The following is a 16385-nucleotide window of genomic DNA, read 5'->3' as shown; positions in this document are numbered from 1 at the left end:
TGGCGAATTATCAGGCCTCCCGACTGGCCGAGCGCCCGGCTTTTTCTCCTGTTCATAAATTGCTCCTCATCTGTGGGAATTAAACCAAAGTCGATCTTCAAAAGATACCAAGCAGTATCGATATGATACTCTTGGCAACACGTTGCCGGGTCAAGGCAAATGCAAAAATTGGCAACCAATTCATGAATCTAACTTGCAATTTGGAGGCAAAATTGTCGCAGTCAGAGAATCTTCCACAAGTCGACGAATCTCAAAGAATCGGTCGCTTGGCAGAGAAGTGTTTCGCAGCGAATATGCCCAACGATTGGGCCTCCACCAATTTGGGAGGCACCGAAGATTTTGGCTTCGACTTTCAAATCCAAGATCTCCGCGATGGATTCGCGCGAAATATTTTCCGCGCTCAGCTCAAAGGCACAATGAGCCCCACCGTCAGCGCGGCTGGCGACTTCTACTCCATCCAGTTGAGCACTAGAACCGTCAACTATTACCGACAAACCAACGAGCCTGTGCTGTTGGTCCTCCCGGACCTTTCTGTCGATCCGAGCACGCCAAAAAACTGCCCACTTTTTTACGCGTGGATACACGAAGAGCTACGTCGAGTCAGCTTGGTGGGAAAAGACAAGGTGTCGCTTCGTGTCAAAGTCTCAAATCAACTCACAAACTCCAGCGACTTGTCCAGCGAGGTGGAGCGGATGCTCAAGCTCGGCCAAGTCGGGGCAGCGCTGGACGTCTCGATGGAGGAACGTCGCCCCGACTTGGGCGATGACGAGAGGGCGACCTTGATCGAGAACATCCCCGCAAATTTCTCGGAGCGCGGCGGTGGTTTTTTTGAGGTGATGACCGAAAGCCCCGAAGAATCGTGGCCAAGCCCCAAACCCGGCACGATGCCATGGCATTTCAAGGAGGCGGATCATCACCTAAAAGACGGAGATGCCGAAGGCGCGGAAGCGGCTCTCAACGCCGCCGAGAAAATGCTGGCAACCGCTCAACCTTTGGAGCACTCGGACTACTGGCATCTGCGTGGCCGGCTCCTTCAGTTGACGGGTGAGGAGGAATCGGCCCGCGACGCCTACGCAGAATCGACAATGGCGCCGAACAGCCCACCAAAACATGTGGTCTCTTGGGCTGAAAGTGAGATTCGGCTGAGCTACAAAGAAGACGATGCTCTCGACGCCCCTGTGGACTTCTCGCATGTGCTGGCTAGGTTGACGGACACGAGCCCCATGACTCTCGGCATGCGCGCGCGCGTCTTGGCCGCCAGCGGAAAATTTGCGGAAGCGATGGAATGTGCGAATTTGTTCGAGGGTGTCGAAAGCCTCATGGCCAAGGCCATCATCCACTGCATGCAAAGCGAATTCCAGCAAACGCTCGACGTGTGCGAGCAAGGATTGCAACAGAGCGAGACAATAAAGCATGGTCGGCAGCTTTTTCTGATGCTGCGCGCACGGGCGCGATTCAGCTTGGCCCTCAACCTTGTGTCAAGCGACTACGACACTCAACTTCCGCCCTCAGGCCCCGCCAAGACCAACGTGGACTTGTTGGTTCGTGTTTGGGATGACGTCCAAGCCGCCGTCAAGGAATTTCAGCGAGTGGGCTGGCCGTCAAACATCGACTATTTGGCGGACATTTGGAGCTCGACCGCCATCATGCTGGGGAAACAAAAAGAGACGCTGCCGCTCATCAAAAGCGCCGGCAACGCGAGGCCGCACTTGATTAATTTACAGCGAGCTCTCGAATTGGTCGCGGTCCATTGCGGCGATTTGAAGCAGGCACTCGAAGCTAATGCCCGACTTCCATTCGAAGACCTCTCCGCAAGCCACCACGTCACGTTGCTCCACGAATTGAAGCGTGACGACGAGTGCGTGGAGCTTTTCGATAACCTACTTCCCAAAATGAACACTGGCCTTTCTTCGTTCGGCGAAGCAGCGGCCATGGCGTCGTTGTCGGCTCATCGAATCGTCAACACCAGCAAACGCGATGAGTGGCTTTCGATCTTAAATGGCAATAAGCATTTAAAGCCATTCGGGGCGCTCGCTGAATATTTTTCGGCGGTTGAAGACAACAGCTTGGCAAGCGCCGCGGCTTCCGCCAAGCTATGGGAGCGTTATGAGTCGCTTGGCCATCCCATACCGATAGCCCAGCAGCTCGTCGGCATTCTCGATCCATCGTCGCCGGATGAGGCTCAAAAATGCAAACAAGTCGCGGCTAGGTTGACTTCAGCCTCGCTGCTCAACCTTCGCCTTTCCCTGATCCTCGCGCGCTCGCTGGCGACGCTGAGTGAATGGCAACCGCTCCTGGATCTCTGCATTGACTCGCGGCGGCGCTTCTCTGACAGCTCGCGCTTGGCTGCATTCGAAGCCCTTGCGTTGGAGAAACTTGGCCATACGTCCCAGGCGTTGGAAACCTTAAAGACTTTGATCGCAGAAGGCGTAGCGAACCCGCTGGCAATCAACACCTACATCAACATTGTCGTTCGCTGCGGCTTTGGGCAAGAAGCTGTCGCCACCGTGTCTTTGATTCTGTCAACGGCCTCGACGAAAGACCAAAAACTCGATTGCTTGAGGCTGTTGTTCAATCTTGTCCACATGGCAGATCCTCGCGATCCACGCGCTTTCGACTTTGCCATCCGATACGGGAGCCTCTGCGATCAGAAGGACGAGATTGAAGAGGGAATGTTTTTGTCCATGATCCTTCGAGCCAAACTGGCTATGCCGGCGCCGCAAGGGAAGATTGACGAACTCCAGTTGAACAAGAGGTATGAATGCTTCTTTAAGACATTTCCGGAATCGAACATCATTCGCAAAGGAGAGGTGTCCGAGGGAGCCGACGGCGAAGAAATCATGGCAGAAATCAAGCGAGTCATGGGACACGACTTGTTTGACCAAGAACGCATCAACCATCAGATGAAACTCGCTCGCGAGCTTCAGCGTGGCGAGATGCCATTTCCCTACGCGTGGCGTCCACAGAACATTCTGCGGAACGTCGGCGATATGCCATTGCTTTGGGAAATTGGGAAACGCTCAAAGCACGATGAGCGACAGTATCAGCTGGTCATGGCCAACTTCGAATGGAAAGCGGTCCCGATTTCGGATATGCGACAGAAGATTCCGCTGCTCGACATGACGGCTCTGCTAGTCACAAACGACCTTGGTCTATTCGAGCTTCTATTTCAGATCTTCCCCAAAATTGCCATTGCTCAGGCGACAGTCTTCGAATTGGCAAAGCTGGCAGCACCGCTCGCCGGCGGCGCGATGCAGGGCAAATGCGCCGAATTGCTCAAACTGCTTCGCGCAAATTTCGAAAGGATTCAGCAACCGCATGCGGTGAAACCGGCAGAAAATGACTACATGCACTGGGCCACAGAGGAAATCAAATCGATTGCGAAAAAAGAAGAGTTCCTGCTTTACTCTGACGATCTTTTCTTCCGAATTTATTGCAGCGAAGAGCGCGCATCGGCTCCAGACATCTGCACTCTAGACATCATCAGCGCTCTAGTCGATTTGGGCACGCTCGACATAAGCGCTGGGGCTCAGAAAATCGCTATGCTATGCGCATGGAGAGTCGGGGTCACGATCGAGCCGCGATTTATCGCCTCTGCGATCCCCGCAACGGTGGATCAGGCCAAGTCTCCGACCGCGGCGCTCAAAACTTTGCGAACAGACTCCAATGCAATGGCGGTGCTCAACAGGATTTGGGACCCTTCGAAATCCTTCCAAGAAAGCTTAAAGGATGCCTCCCGGCTGTTGGCTCAGCTCATTCAGAACACTGGCACTTCGTTAAACAAAATGGCCGTGACCATGGACATCTGGTGCGCAAAAGCCAAACTCCGCCCAGATTCGGCAAGCCCCATCGAAAATATCGCGCTGCTGATGGCATGGACCGCAATGCGCTTGGCAGACGGCGACGCGGGCTACACTCAACAGCTCCGATCTGTCTACTTGGTGCTGGTCGAGATGGAACATGGAGATAAAATGGACGAAGGGAAGGAAAAGGATGCAATTGCAGCGCTCGGATACACGAGTTCAGAGGTGGATGTGATAAACGGGTTGGAGGGCGATAAGCGGCTTCGAATTAAAATAGGAGCCGCATTTACTCCCGGCACAAGTGACGATGAGGCGTTCGTGCGCGGATACTTTAACGCCACCCAAGACGCAGCGTTGAAGGCTACGAAGAAATAGCCTTTGGGTGCCAAGCCAGCACCTACACGTCAACTAAATTGGCCTCACTAGGCAACGTCACTCTGATGGTGTCGACTAGACGGTCCGCCATCGCCTTCATATTGGAGCTATCCCAAATGGGACGCCGCCTTGGTCTGCGCCGATTCGGCGATGTCGATCTGGTCGCTGCCAATCACCGCCTGGCGTCAGCTTTGCGTCGAGGCATGACCCAGCCCTTGCCCGTCCATGCCCTCGGCAACGCTGGGCCCCAGACTGGCCTCTCGGCCCGACGTCCGCCGGCACCGCACTGGACCGTGTTAGCCGGTCTCACTCAGACGCCGGGCTGCGCTCTTCCTGCGCTGGGGGCGGGGCATCGGCGCGCGCTTGTTCGTCAGTTTCCGGGACGGCGTGGCGCGGCCCCGCCGTGTCGGCGGGCGCCGAAGCGATGTCCGCCGTCAACAATTGCGGCTGCGCAGCCGGCACCAGCGGCACCTGGCCCGCGGCCGCTGATACGGGCGTTGCCGAGCCCGACGCGCCGGTCTTGCCCGCGGCCGTGAAACGCCACTCCGAAATCTTCTGCCGCCCCGCCAGCATGGCAAAGCGCGGCGGGAAATTGCCGATTTTGACCGGCTTCGCGTCGGACAAGCTGTACACCGCCAGCACGCCGACGTGGTCGCCCAAATAGACGATGCCCCATTCCGTGCCGCCCGTCATGGGATCGACATAGATGCGCCGCAGATGGCGGCGCACACCGGGGAAGCGCGGATCGCGCAGCAATTCCAGCAGCGATCGTGGTTGCGTCGGCATGCCGGCCGGCGTGGCGTCCGCATAGCTTTGCAGCGCGTCGCTGTAGGCTGCGCCGATGTCGAGCAATTGCTGCTCGGCCCTGCCGCGCTGGATCACCGCCCCCATCTTCAAAGTGCTTGCCGTCACCATGCCGATGATTGCCACCAGGATTATCAGGCTCAGATAGGTGAAGCCGCCTTGACGGCGCGCGCGCTGCACCACGCTACCAGTCCGCGTAAGGCTTGCCGCTGCGGTCGTTGCCGGGCGCGCCGCTGCGAATATTGTAGACGCCGCCCTTGCTGCCATCTTCCGGCGGCACGATGATCCAGGCTGCATCGCTCTCGGCCACCGGGTCATACGGCAGCGCACGCAGGTATTTCTTCTCCACCAGTTGCTCCAGCGTCTCCGGATAGCGGCCGGTGTCGCCGTAATACTGGTCGATCAGCAGGCGCACATTATGCAGGTTCTCCGCCAAGACGGTTTCCTTCGACTTGTCCATGCTGGGGAAGTAACGCGGCACGGCCAGCGTCAGCAGCAAGGCGATAATCCCCAACACAACCAGCAGTTCAATCAGTGTGAAGCCCTTGGTTTTCATGGTCACCATTTCCTGTACGGAATACCGTTCAGGCCCGTCTTGTCGCTGATGCTATAGACATCATAGACGTCGTCGCCCTCGCGCGGCGCCTCGGCTTCGCTGGCGTAGCTGCGCTTGCCCCAAGTCTGCGCCGCACGCAGTGTGGTGTCAGGATTGAACGGATCGCGTGGTACGCGGCGCAGGAAATAAATCCTGGCATGCCGGGGATGTTGCAGATCCGGCACGCCTTCCACCAGCAGCTCCAGCATTCGGGGATAACCGCTGGCCCCCAGTGTCCTCGCGATACGGCCCTGGTCATAGGCCAGCTTGTAGGCGTCCAGCGCCGCGCGGATGTCGTGCAGCGCCTCGCGCAGCTCCTGCTCCTGGCGGCGCTGCACCACTACCTGCGCGGTCGGGATCACCAGTGTGCCGAGCAGGCCGAGGATCGCCAGCGTCACCAGCAACTCGATCAGGCTGAACCCGCGCGCGCGCATCATCGGATCCGACTCACTGCTGGACCGGCGCCGCTTCGGCCGGCGGTGGCTGCACTGACTGCGGCTGCGCGCCTTGCGTGACTGGCAAGGGTGCCGGTTGCGTCTGCGACAGCGGCACCGCCTGCACCGGCGCCGCCACGGCGGCCGGCGTGGCGGACGCAGGCATCAACGCTGGCTGCACCGCGCCCGGTGGCGGCGGCAAGGCGACGGCGGCGCGCGGCGTCAGGTCCGGACGCCGGCGGAAGCTGGCCTCCGTGCCCGCCGAGAATTCCGCGGCCGATGCCTCCGGCCGCTGCACGTTGCGGATCAGGTGCGGCGTAATCGACAGCACGATTTCGGTCTTCGCGTTGTCGTCACGCTGGCTACCGAACAAGCGGCTGACCAGCGGCAGTTCGCTAAATCCCGGGATCTTGTTCGAGGAATTGCGCTCTTCGTTGTTGATCAACCCGGCCAACACCTGGTTCTCGCCATCTTTTAACTGCAACATGGTCGAGGCTTGGCGCGTGCCGAGCTGGTAAGCCGTGGTGCCGTTCTTGGTCGTGATGGTGTTGACCAGATTGCTAACCTCCAGCTGCATGCGGATCGCCACTTCGTTATTCAGGTAAATGGTCGGCTCTGCGTTTAGCGTCAGACCGACATCCACGTAGGTGACCGAGTCGCTGGCGAAGCCGCCCACGCCGGAGGACACGGTGGAGGTAATCACCGGCAGCTTGTCGCCGATGACGATCTTTGCCTTCTCCTTGTTGCGCACCCGGATGCGCGGATTGGCCAGCAGGTTGGAGTCGTTGTCGTTCTTGTTGGCGTTGATGCCCAGTTGCGCGCCGGTGACGCTGATGGTATCGGGATTGAGGTTTTTCAGATCGCGCACCGTAATGCCGGCGCCGCCGTAGGTCGATAACGGCGCAAAGTTCAGCGACGTCGGCCACACCACGCCCAGGTCCATCAGGCTGGAACGCTTCACCTCCAGGATCTCCACTTCCAGCATCACCTCCGGCTCCGCCGTGTCCTGCAACGCAATCAGGCGCTCGGCCAGACGGATCGCCTCCGGCGTGTCGCGCACGATGATCAGGTTGAGTTTTTCGTCCACCGCCACATCGCGCGACTTGAGGATGGTCTTTAGCGTGTTGGCCACCAGCTTGGCCTCGGCATTCGCCAGGAAGAAGGTCTTGACCGTCATCTCCTGATATTCCTTCAGCTTGGCCGCCACGTTCGGGTAAATCAGGATGGTGTTGGCGTCCATCACCTGCTGCTCGAGTTGATTGGTCAGCAGCAGGAAATAGATCGCCGATTCGACGGTGCTGTTCTTCAGCAGAACAGTGGTTTTCTGGTCGGTCCTCACGTCCTTGTCGAAGACGAAGTTCAGGCCGGAGCGGCGCGAAATGATTTCAAACACCTGCTTCAGCGGCGCATCGCGGAACTCGATCGTGATCGGCTGCTTGTAGGTTTTCGCCAGGCTTGATTCAGCGGCCGGCGGCGCGCTTTTCTCGGTCGCTTCGCGCAGCATGGCGCGCGCCCTGTCGTTGCCCGGCGTTTCGGTCAATACAGCATTCAACGTTTGCTTGGCCAGTTCGTACGCCCCCCTGCTCAACTGCTGTGCGGCGGCTTCGAGCTGCTTGCCTTGACGGCTGTCGCGCTCCAGCGCACGCATGCCGGCGCTGGCGCGTTCGTTTTGCGGATCAAGCGCCAGCACGCGGCGATAGCTCTGTTCCGCCGGCAGTGCGCGGCCTGCGGCCTGTTCGCGCTCCGCGATCTCCAGCAAGCGCTGCGCGGCTTTCTCGCGTGCCTGCAGCAAGGCCGCGCGGTATTGCGCGTTGCCGGGTTCGGCTTGAACCGCTTCCTGATATTTCGCGAGGCCTGCTTCGATTTGGTTCTTCGCGATCAGATCATTGCCGTCGCGGTAGGCCATCTGGCCCGCGCAACCGCTCAGCAGAATGGCCAGCGCTGCGCAGCGGCCGATAGTCATCAGCGGGTTAGCCATCAATCCAGAACTCCAATATTCATCTGTTGTTGCTGCTTCAAAGGCAGATAGGTTACGGTCATTAGCGGCGGTGCAATCTTGTCGACGCGGTAGGCGCCTTCGATGACCGTGCTGTTGCGCACCACGTAGGTCTTGTCGCCACGCGACAGATATACCTCCCACGTGCCATCCGCCACGGCTTTGCCGATGTACAGGAACGGCATCGGCGGCGCCATCGGTGGTTGCGGTGCCGCCGGTGGCGGTGGTGGCGGCGGTGGTGGCGGTGGCGGAGTCCAGCTCTGGCCCATGAAGACACCTTCTTCCGAGGCGAAGGTGGCGTCGCCCGCTTCGCCGACCAGTTCCGCGCGCGGCGTCAGGTGCAGGATGGCGATGTCGGCCAGCGGTTTATTGCCTTGTATGGTGGCACGCGGCGTAGGCGCGCGAGCGGCAGCGCTTCCGGCAGAGCGTGCCGCCGGTTCGACGATGCCGCTGGACGGCGCGTTATCGCCCAACAGCACAAGCCCTGCGGAGCCCGCCAGTGCGAGCGCCATCACCATCTGATAGGGCTTCATGGCGCGGCGTCCTTCAGGTACAGGGTGAATCGCAGGCGCGCCTCCACTGTTGGCTCGGCGATAGTTTCGCGGCGAAAGCCAATTTCATCGAGCGAAGCAAACGGCATCTCACGCAAGCCCTGCATGGCGAACTGCCAGATCGACTGGTATGGTCCCTTCACAGGCAGGACGATCTGATAGGTGGTGATGCTGCTTGCTTTATTGTAGGCGGCCGTGTATTCACCCTGAGTCAAGGCGAGACTGGATCTGGCAGCCAGGTCGAACAGCACCTTGACCTGTTGCTCGGCATAGCGTTTCTCTCCAAGCACATCGTAGAAAGTGGCCAGGTTTTGGTCGGCAGAAGGCGGTGGGGGCACCGTCACCAAGCTTGCTGGCGCCGGCAAAGGCCGGGCTAACACGTGGACTTGCGCGGCACGTTGCGGCAGCAACCATACCCACGCCGCCACACCGGCCGCACACAGCGCCACCGCCACGCACGCCGCGACGCCGAAGCGCAGCACGGCGATGCGGGCGCGCAGCAGCAATGCGGCGACATTCACGTTGTTTAACGCGCCAACCATGTCGCCTCCAGTTGGAAACGCAAGGGCCGGTTCGGGTCCTGCTCATTGATTTCGTGGCGTGACAACATCACACTGGTAAAGCTCTCCTGCTCTTTCAGCCCCTCCACGTAAGCGACCATGTCGTCGCTGTTTTTGGTCTCGGCGGTGATTTTCAAAATGCGCTTGCCAGCATCCGGCTCCATGGCGATCAGCGCTACGGTGCGCGGCGTGGCGGTCAGCACGGCGTCCTGCAACTCGCGCCACGGCAGATTAAGCTGCCTGATGGCTCCATTGACGAAGGTGGCCTGCGCTTCCGGAATCGCTGCTTTGGTCACTTCCACCGGACGTGCCGACATTGCGGCCACGCGCGCCTGCAAATGCTGCAACTGGTGTTCACGCTCGCGCTTCTGCGCTGCAAGCTGCCAACCGCCAAACGCCGCGCCTGCGCACAACAATAAGCCCACCCCGGCCAGCGCCAGCACGGCGGGATGGATGTGGAACCAGGCGCGGCGCACACTGCGCGGCGCGAAATCGATCTTCAATACGCGGTTACGTGCCCTCATGCGGCGCTCCCCGCCAGCGCCGTGCATGGAATATGTGCGACACCGTTCACCGGCTTGAACCAGTTGACCGGGGCGTTGCCCTGCACCTGCAGCAGCGACGGCGCCGTCACATCCAGCAGCAGCGCTTCGCGTTGCAGCGTCTGCGTCAGCCAGCGATGATCGGCGCCAAGTGGAATCGGCAGCGGACGGATGGCGCGCAGGCCTGTGCCGCCCGCTTCGATGGCGGCCAGCGTCAGCACGTTGTCGTGCACATGACCGAACCAGGCACCCTGCTTGAGGCCACGCCGACTGCGGTTCCACGCCCTGACAAAGCGCGGCTCGATGGCGACGATGGTCAGTTTGCAGTCCTGCGCCACCCCGTGCAAGGCGGCCAGCAAGTCACGCGGCACGGCGGCGGCGAAGAATGGTTGGCTTGCATGCCAGTCGGCGGAGATCTGCCATGTGGCCGGCGCTTCGGCGTACAGCGACTGGAAACGAAAACCGGCGGCGGCTTCCAGGTCGGCCATGCGCGCCGCGCCCGGCGGCGGTGTGACGCGCCACATGCGCGTCAGTTCATCCGCCAGCACAATGCTGACCGGCCAGCTCTGCACATCCAGTTCGCCAAGCAAGGCCCTCAGCGCGTTGCCGATGGCGTCGAACGGATGATCGGCCGACGGCGCGATGGCTTGCGCCGCCAGCACATCCGGCGCGGCCCCACGCCAGCGGCTGACGCGCCGCACGCTGACCGCCTGCGGCGCCACATCAATGCACAGGCACTGGCCGAACCGTTGTCCAAATACATTACGCATGCAAGGTCACCCGTTTGATTTCAGCCAGCGTGGTGCCACCGCGCTTGACCAGTTCCAGCGCCGCCTGGCGCAAGCTACGCGTGCCGTTCTCGTAAGCGGCCTGCTTGATCTGTCGGATCGGCCGCTTGTCGACGATCAGCTCGCGGATTTCGTCGTTCAAGGTCAGGATCTCCGCGATCGAGCGGCGCCCCTTGTAGCCGGTGCCGCGGCAATCGCCGCAACCCCTGCCCTGCATGAAGCGGTACCCGGCCACGTCGCCGCGCGTGACGCCAACGCTGGCCAGTTCCTGGTCGTCCGGCGTGTACCCAGTAGCGCAGTGCGGGCAGTTGATGCGCACGAGGCGTTGCGCCCAGATGCCGTTCAGCGCCGACACGAACGCATACGGATCGATGCCCATGTGGGTGAAGCGGCCGAACACGTCGAACACATTATTCGCGTGCACGGTGGTCAGCACCAGGTGACCCGTCAGCGCCGACTGCACGGCGATTTCCGCCGTCTCGCGGTCGCGGATTTCCCCGACCATGATCTTGTCCGGATCGTGGCGCAGGATCGAGCGTAGGCCCTTGGCAAAGGTCAACCCCTTCTTCTCGTTGACCGGGATCTGCAGGATGCCCGGCAGTTGGTACTCGACCGGATCTTCAATCGTGATGATCTTCTCGCGGCCGTTGTGGATTTCGGTCAGCGCCGCATACAGCGTGGTGGTCTTGCCCGAGCCGGTCGGCCCGGTCACCAGCAGCATGCCATAGGCCTCCTGCGCCAGAGTGCGCAATGTGACCAGCGACGGCGCGTCGAAGCCCAGCGCCTCCAAGGTCAGCGCGCCATAGGCTTCGATCATGGCGCGCTTGTCGAGAATACGGATCACCGCGTCCTCACCATGGATGCTGGGCATGATCGATACGCGCAGATCGATCTCGCGCCCGTTGGCCTCCACGCGGAAGCTGCCGTCCTGCGGCACGCGGCGTTCTGCGATGTCCAGCTCCGCCAGCACCTTCAAACGCGAGATAATCTGCTCCGCCACGTCGATGCCGTTGACCGAGGTGGCGTGATCGAGCACGCCGTCCACACGGTACTTGACCGCCAGGCCGCCGGCCGTGCTTTCCAGGTGGATGTCGGACGCGCCAGCCTTCAGCGCGTCGTACAAGGTCGAGTTGACAAGCCGGACCGCCGGGCTGGCGCCTTCCGACACCGAGGCAAATGACAGCACCGCCGCCGTCTTACCGTCGCGCCGCCCCTCGCTGGCGCCGGGCAGCAGCAAATCAGTGGCGCGCGCAGATTCCTCCTGTTTGGACAAGTAGGCCTGGATGTCCGCCTGCAGCGCCAGCCGGGTGGCCAGCGGCGCGGACGGCGTGGCCCGCGCATGCGTGCCGAGCCAGGTTTGCAGATCCAGGTCGAATGGATCCGCAATCACGCCGACCACAGCGCCATCGCTTGCGCGCAGCAGCACGCTGGCGCGCACCATTGCCTGCGACAGCGGCAGCAAATCCCAGGCCGGCTCGTAGGCCAACATGTCGACCGTCTCCATCACCGACATGCCGAACGGCTGCGCCAGTGCGTGCACCAGCAGTCGCGGTTCGGCACCGGTCAGCGCTTCCAGTTCTTCCACCAGCGTACGTTTCGATTGCTGGCGCAGGTGACGGGCACGCGCCAGCATGGCGGTGTCGATCACCATCATGACATATCTCCCGCCAGATCAAAGATCGGCATGTACAGCAGCACCACGATAGCGCCCACCACCAGGCCGATGGCGGCCATCAGCAGCGGTTCAAATGTGCGCGTGAACCGTTCGATCCAGCGACTGATTTCGCCGTCGTAAAAGGCCGCCGACTGGGTCAGCATCGGCCCCATGTCGCCGGTGCGCTCGCCCACGCGCAGCATGCGCAGCGAAATCGGCGTGGTCAGCCGGCTCGCTTCGAACGCGGTCGACAGCGGCAGCCCCGCTTCCACCGCGCCGCGCGCCGACTGGAGGCTCTGGCGCATGCCGGCCGATACCATGCCTTGCACGGTGTCGATCGCCTGCACGATGGTGATGCCGCCTTCGCTCAGCATGCCGAGCGTCAGATACAGCCGCGATAACTCGTAGATGTGCACCCGCTCGCCGATGCCGGGCAGTGTGCCCAGCAGGCGCACCACGCCGCCGCTGGCCAACATCTGGCGCAGGCCCAGCGCCAGCGCCGCCAGCGCAGCGGCAATGCCGGCCAGCAGCAGCGTGGTGTGCGCACCGGCGAACTGGCCCCAGTTCAGCATCTGCTGCGACAGCCACGGCAGGTCGCGGCCCGCCCCCTGATAGACCTCGGCAAAGCGCGGTACCACGTAGCTGATCAGGAATAGGCTGACGCCGCCGCCGACCAGTAACAGGATGCACGGATAAATCGCCGCCGATACCAGCTTGCTGCGCACCAGGTCGATGCGCTGCTGGTAATCGATGAAGCGCGACAGCGAGCGTGGCAAGTCCGAGGTGCCCTCGGCCGCCTTGACGATGCCCACGTACAGCGGCGGGAACAGGTCCGGCTGTTCCGCCAGCACGGCGGAAAACCGCTGTCCCTCGCGCAGGCCGGCCAGTAGCCGTTCCAGCGCGTCCCGCGTGGCAAGGTTGCTTTCTTTTTCGAGCAGCGCTTCCAGCCCTTCAACGATGCCCAGGCCTGCCATCAGCAAGGCCAGCAACTCCTGGCTGAACAGCACCAGCGAGAGCGCACGGCGCTTGCCGCCGCGTCCCGGCAGGCCGGCCCGCACTGGCGTGATGGCGCTGACGAACAGCCCGCGTGCCTCCACCTGGCGGCGCGCATCGGCTTCGTCGCGGCCATCGATCACCAGATGGGAAATGACCATCTCGGCCGATAGGGTACGGACATCGAACTGCATGGCGAATCGACTTTCGGGCGGCGTAGGTTATTGCGAGGTGATATCGGCGTCCTCGCCGCTGCCGCCCGGCTGGCCGTCCCGGCCTAGCGACGTAATGTCGAACTCGGACTTGCTGCCCGGCGCCTTGTATTGATAAGGGTGGCCCCATGGATCCAGTGGTACGCCCTTCTTCAGGTAAGGGCCGTTCCATTTGGCGCCGGCGGCGACCGGGCCGGCGACCAGCGCATTCAGGCCTTCCTCAGTGGTCGGGTAGCGGCCCACGTCGAGACGGAAGGTGTCCAGCGATTTCTCGAAGGCTTCGATTTGCGCCTTGGCGATCGTCACTTCGGACTTTCCCAGTTGCGCGAAATACTTTGGCCCCACGTACGCGGCCAACAGGCCAATGATAACGATCACCACCAACAGTTCCAGCAGGGTGAAACCAGCCGTGCGTGCTGCCTTAGCTACATAATTCTTTGCCACAAAACACTCCTCTTCCACGGTGTATTGGCCTCTGCACCAACGGACAGAGGCTACCAGCAGTTTGCCACCGCGACAATCTTTTTCTTTTTGCATCTTGAAACGGCAGGCGAGATTTTTCGCGTGCGCGAATATACTCAAAAATCCATTTAGTGCGTACCACAATTGCAACGTTAGTTTTTTTGTACAGCATAGAAACAGGTCAACACCACATCGGCGGCGTCCAGTTCCTGCAACCGATCGACATCACCGCCACCACCGTCCTGCTGGCGGGAACCAACAGCCCGACTCCACTGGCGCACGGTGCCGCCCGCACACCGCAATGTCGGTGTGCGTGTCGGTGAACAGCAAGCTGCGCGCTCCGGCGTGCAGCTCTTTTAGGCCGCGCGCGCCAGCAGCAGCGGGATGCGGTCGAATAGTTGCAGGGCAATGGCGCGGGCAACCGCCTGCGCGCGGTTGGATACCCCCAGCAACCGATACAAGCGCTGAAGGTGATTCTTGACCGTGAGGCCACTAATACTGAGGATGATGCCGATCTCCTCATTGCTCTTTCCTTCGCGTACCCAATGCAGAATCTCCGCCTCGCGTGCACTGACCGGTCGCGTCAGCGTGCCGAAACGCTCCTGCGCCTGCTGGCGGCTGATGCGTTGCAGTGTGATGTGCAGATATGGCAGCAGCAACTGCAGAAAATATGCGTGGCGCGGACGCGGCCGGTGTGGCAGGCCGAACATCACGAAGAAGGTGGTACCGCCCGGCAGGCGCTCGCTGCCATGCAGCAGCATGTTCTCCAGCCCCAGTTCGCGCAACTCACCCTGAAACGCCGCCAGCCCCGCCCCTGCTTTCAGCGGATCGGCGTGCGGCCCCGCGTCCAGCATCGCCGGCAAGCGGCCGCCATTGGTGCGGCAGTGTCGAGCCAGACGCAGCGCCAACCCGTCGTCCGGGCTGCATAGGCGGTGGCGCAGGCCGGCTTCCAGCACCGTGCCGTGCAGGCATTCGATGTGCTGTAGTTCCTCCTGCGCGCCAAACTGCAGGCCGACCAGCACCTGGTGCGGTAGCAGCGCCTGCAACTGCCCCTGGGTCCACAGGAAGAACTGGCGCGCGCCCTGTACCTGCAGGACCGCTTCGATGGCGTGCAGCAAATACTCCTGCTCCAGGTTGCTGAGGATGACCAGCTGTTCCATGCTCATGCCGGCACCGCCACGAAGCGATAGCCGCTGCCACGCACGGTTTCGATGCGGAGCTGGCAGCCACTCGGCTGTAAAGCGTTGCGCAGCCTGCCGACGTGGGCGTCGACGGTGCGCTCGTCCAGATAGGCGGCCGTACCCCACACCTGGTCCAGCAACTGGGCGCGCGTATGCACCCGCTCCGGATGGCTCATCAGAAAATTCAGCAGCTTGAACTCGACCCGGCCGAGCGCCAATTCTCGCGTGCCGGCCGTTACCCGCTGCGTTCCCGGATCGAGCCGCAGGCCGGCCAGTTGCAGCGGCGCGGCGGCGGTCACCACGTGCGACCGCCGCAACAGGCATTGCACCCGCGCCACCATCTCGCGCGGGCTGAATGGTTTGGTCATATAGTCGTCGGCGCCGCTTTCCAGCGCCATGATCTTGTCCGCCTCGCCGCAACGCGCACTCACCATCATGATCGGCAGGCTGCGGCTGCGTGTTTGCGCGCGCAGTCGGCGCACCAGCGAAACCCCCGATTGCCCCGGCAAATTCCAGTCCAGCAGCAGCAAGTCTGGCAGGCTGTCTTCCAGCACCAGCATGGCATTGTCGGCATCGGCGGCACGGCTGATCTGATAACCCGCCATACCCAGATTGAGCGCGATGAGCTCCTGGATCGCTGGCGTGCTTTCGATGATGAGAATATGAGCGGCTGGCATAGTGGTTCCCCGTAAAGGAAACACTATGCATTAAGCAATGTGGCTTTACTAATATGATTTCCATCGCCAATTTAGAGGCCTGCGATATAAATCATATTTTTGTTAAGCATTGCTTAAACCGCTCGGTGGCGACGGCGCACAAAGCCCAGCAACGCCAGACCGGCGGCCATCAGCGCCCAGCTCGTCGGCTCCGGTACGGCGCTTACGGTAGTCGGCAGACTGTTGACTAGCGGCGTGGCGACGATGTTACCGGCGTTGGCGGTCTTGCCGGCGTACCAGTTCAGCTGCACCAGCGAACTGCTCGGGTCGGTAGTGCCCACCGGCGTCAAGCCGTCCGCGCCGTACAAGCCCACCGCGAACACCGAGCCGGACGCGCTCTGCGCCGGATCAGCCGCGCCACTGAAGCTGACGTTGAAGGCGATCTTGCCGCCGCTGTAGTTGACCGAATGGAACAGGTCGTTCCAGCCGCCGGCATCGGTGTTACTGATGGTGTAGCCGCTGCTCAGCGAGCCGCTGACGGCACCATTGATCTGCGCGTTACTGCTGCTGCCAAAGCCGACGAAGTCGCTCAGCGTGACCGAGGCTGCGGTCATCGAGCTGAAATTGCCCGGATTAAATTGCAGCTCGATCCAGCCGTCGCCGCTCAAGCTCGACGTGTTCAGTTCGATGTGGAAAGTCTCCGCCAAGGCCAGGCTGGCGCACGCGCTCAGGGCCAATGCCAGCAGGCCGCGGCGCAAAGTCAAAGAAGTGTTAAACAT

The 16385-nt window shown here is 61.5% G+C and carries 15 protein-coding genes; 1 reads left to right on the top strand and 14 read right to left on the bottom strand.

What is annotated here, in order from left to right:
• The first annotated feature begins 122 nt into the window (after positions 1–122).
• On the top strand, positions 123–4178 hold the full coding sequence (locus GJ698_RS00865) for a DUF4365 domain-containing protein (protein WP_154355702.1): 4056 nt from the start codon (positions 123–125) through the stop codon (positions 4176–4178).
• Between the two features lie 306 nt (positions 4179–4484).
• On the opposite strand, the gene GJ698_RS00860 is transcribed toward GJ698_RS00865, so the two are convergent.
• The 14 genes from GJ698_RS00860 to GJ698_RS00795 form a co-directional block, all read right to left on the bottom strand.
• Positions 4485–5165 (bottom strand): type II secretion system protein, encoded by a 681-nt coding sequence (locus tag GJ698_RS00860; RefSeq protein ID WP_371865091.1) that lies wholly within the window; start codon positions 5163–5165, stop codon positions 4485–4487.
• Position 5166: 1 nt separating this feature from the next.
• On the bottom strand, positions 5167–5547 hold the full coding sequence (locus GJ698_RS00855; RefSeq protein WP_154355701.1) for a type II secretion system protein: 381 nt from the start codon (positions 5545–5547) through the stop codon (positions 5167–5169).
• Positions 5541–6014: a prepilin-type N-terminal cleavage/methylation domain-containing protein gene (locus GJ698_RS00850; RefSeq protein WP_371865090.1), complete on the bottom strand. Its 474-nt coding sequence runs from the start codon at positions 6012–6014 to the stop codon at positions 5541–5543. The genes GJ698_RS00855 and GJ698_RS00850 overlap by 7 nt, the downstream gene beginning before the upstream one ends.
• A gap of 10 nt (positions 6015–6024) precedes the next feature.
• On the bottom strand, positions 6025–7989 hold the full coding sequence (locus GJ698_RS00845; protein ID WP_154355700.1) for a secretin GspD/PilQ domain-containing protein: 1965 nt from the start codon (positions 7987–7989) through the stop codon (positions 6025–6027).
• Positions 7989–8540 (bottom strand): hypothetical protein, encoded by a 552-nt coding sequence (locus tag GJ698_RS00840; RefSeq protein WP_154355699.1) that lies wholly within the window; start codon positions 8538–8540, stop codon positions 7989–7991. Before GJ698_RS00840 ends, GJ698_RS00845 begins: the two co-directional genes overlap by 1 nt.
• On the bottom strand, positions 8537–9100 hold the full coding sequence (locus tag GJ698_RS00835) for a hypothetical protein (protein WP_154355698.1): 564 nt from the start codon (positions 9098–9100) through the stop codon (positions 8537–8539). Before GJ698_RS00835 ends, GJ698_RS00840 begins: the two co-directional genes overlap by 4 nt.
• Complete coding sequence (locus GJ698_RS00830; RefSeq protein WP_229259777.1) at positions 9085–9621, bottom strand: hypothetical protein; 537 nt, start codon at positions 9619–9621, stop codon at positions 9085–9087. Before GJ698_RS00830 ends, GJ698_RS00835 begins: the two co-directional genes overlap by 16 nt.
• Positions 9622–9638: 17 nt before the next feature.
• The gene (locus GJ698_RS00825) at positions 9639–10430 is read right to left on the bottom strand and encodes a hypothetical protein (protein ID WP_154355696.1); all 792 of its coding nucleotides are present in this window, start codon (positions 10428–10430) and stop codon (positions 9639–9641) included.
• Complete coding sequence (locus GJ698_RS00820) at positions 10423–12102, bottom strand: GspE/PulE family protein (RefSeq protein WP_154355695.1); 1680 nt, start codon at positions 12100–12102, stop codon at positions 10423–10425. Before GJ698_RS00820 ends, GJ698_RS00825 begins: the two co-directional genes overlap by 8 nt.
• Positions 12099–13289 carry a type II secretion system F family protein gene (locus GJ698_RS00815; RefSeq protein WP_154355694.1) on the bottom strand — a complete coding sequence of 397 codons (1191 nt, stop codon included), beginning with the start codon at positions 13287–13289 and terminating at the stop codon, positions 12099–12101. Before GJ698_RS00815 ends, GJ698_RS00820 begins: the two co-directional genes overlap by 4 nt.
• 27 nt (positions 13290–13316) lie before the next feature.
• Complete coding sequence (gene gspG / locus GJ698_RS00810; RefSeq protein WP_371865089.1) at positions 13317–13751, bottom strand: type II secretion system major pseudopilin GspG; 435 nt, start codon at positions 13749–13751, stop codon at positions 13317–13319.
• Between the two features lie 374 nt (positions 13752–14125).
• Entirely contained in the window at positions 14126–14935 is an 810-nt protein-coding gene (epsA, locus tag GJ698_RS00805) for an XrtB/PEP-CTERM-associated transcriptional regulator EpsA (protein WP_229259776.1), read from the bottom strand.
• Positions 14932–15627, bottom strand: a complete 696-nt coding sequence (locus tag GJ698_RS00800) for a winged helix-turn-helix domain-containing protein (RefSeq protein WP_154355693.1) — start codon at positions 15625–15627, stop codon at positions 14932–14934. Before GJ698_RS00800 ends, epsA begins: the two co-directional genes overlap by 4 nt.
• Before the next feature lie 113 nt (positions 15628–15740).
• Positions 15741–16385, bottom strand: a complete 645-nt coding sequence (locus GJ698_RS00795; protein WP_166454767.1) for an NF038129 family PEP-CTERM protein — start codon at positions 16383–16385, stop codon at positions 15741–15743.

It is taken from the genome of Duganella aquatilis (genome assembly GCF_009674565.1).
In the GTDB taxonomy this organism is placed as follows: domain Bacteria; phylum Pseudomonadota; class Gammaproteobacteria; order Burkholderiales; family Burkholderiaceae_D; genus Rugamonas; species Rugamonas aquatilis.
Note: the sequence above shows the minus strand (reverse complement) of the source record. Positions and strands in the feature narration are given on the sequence as shown.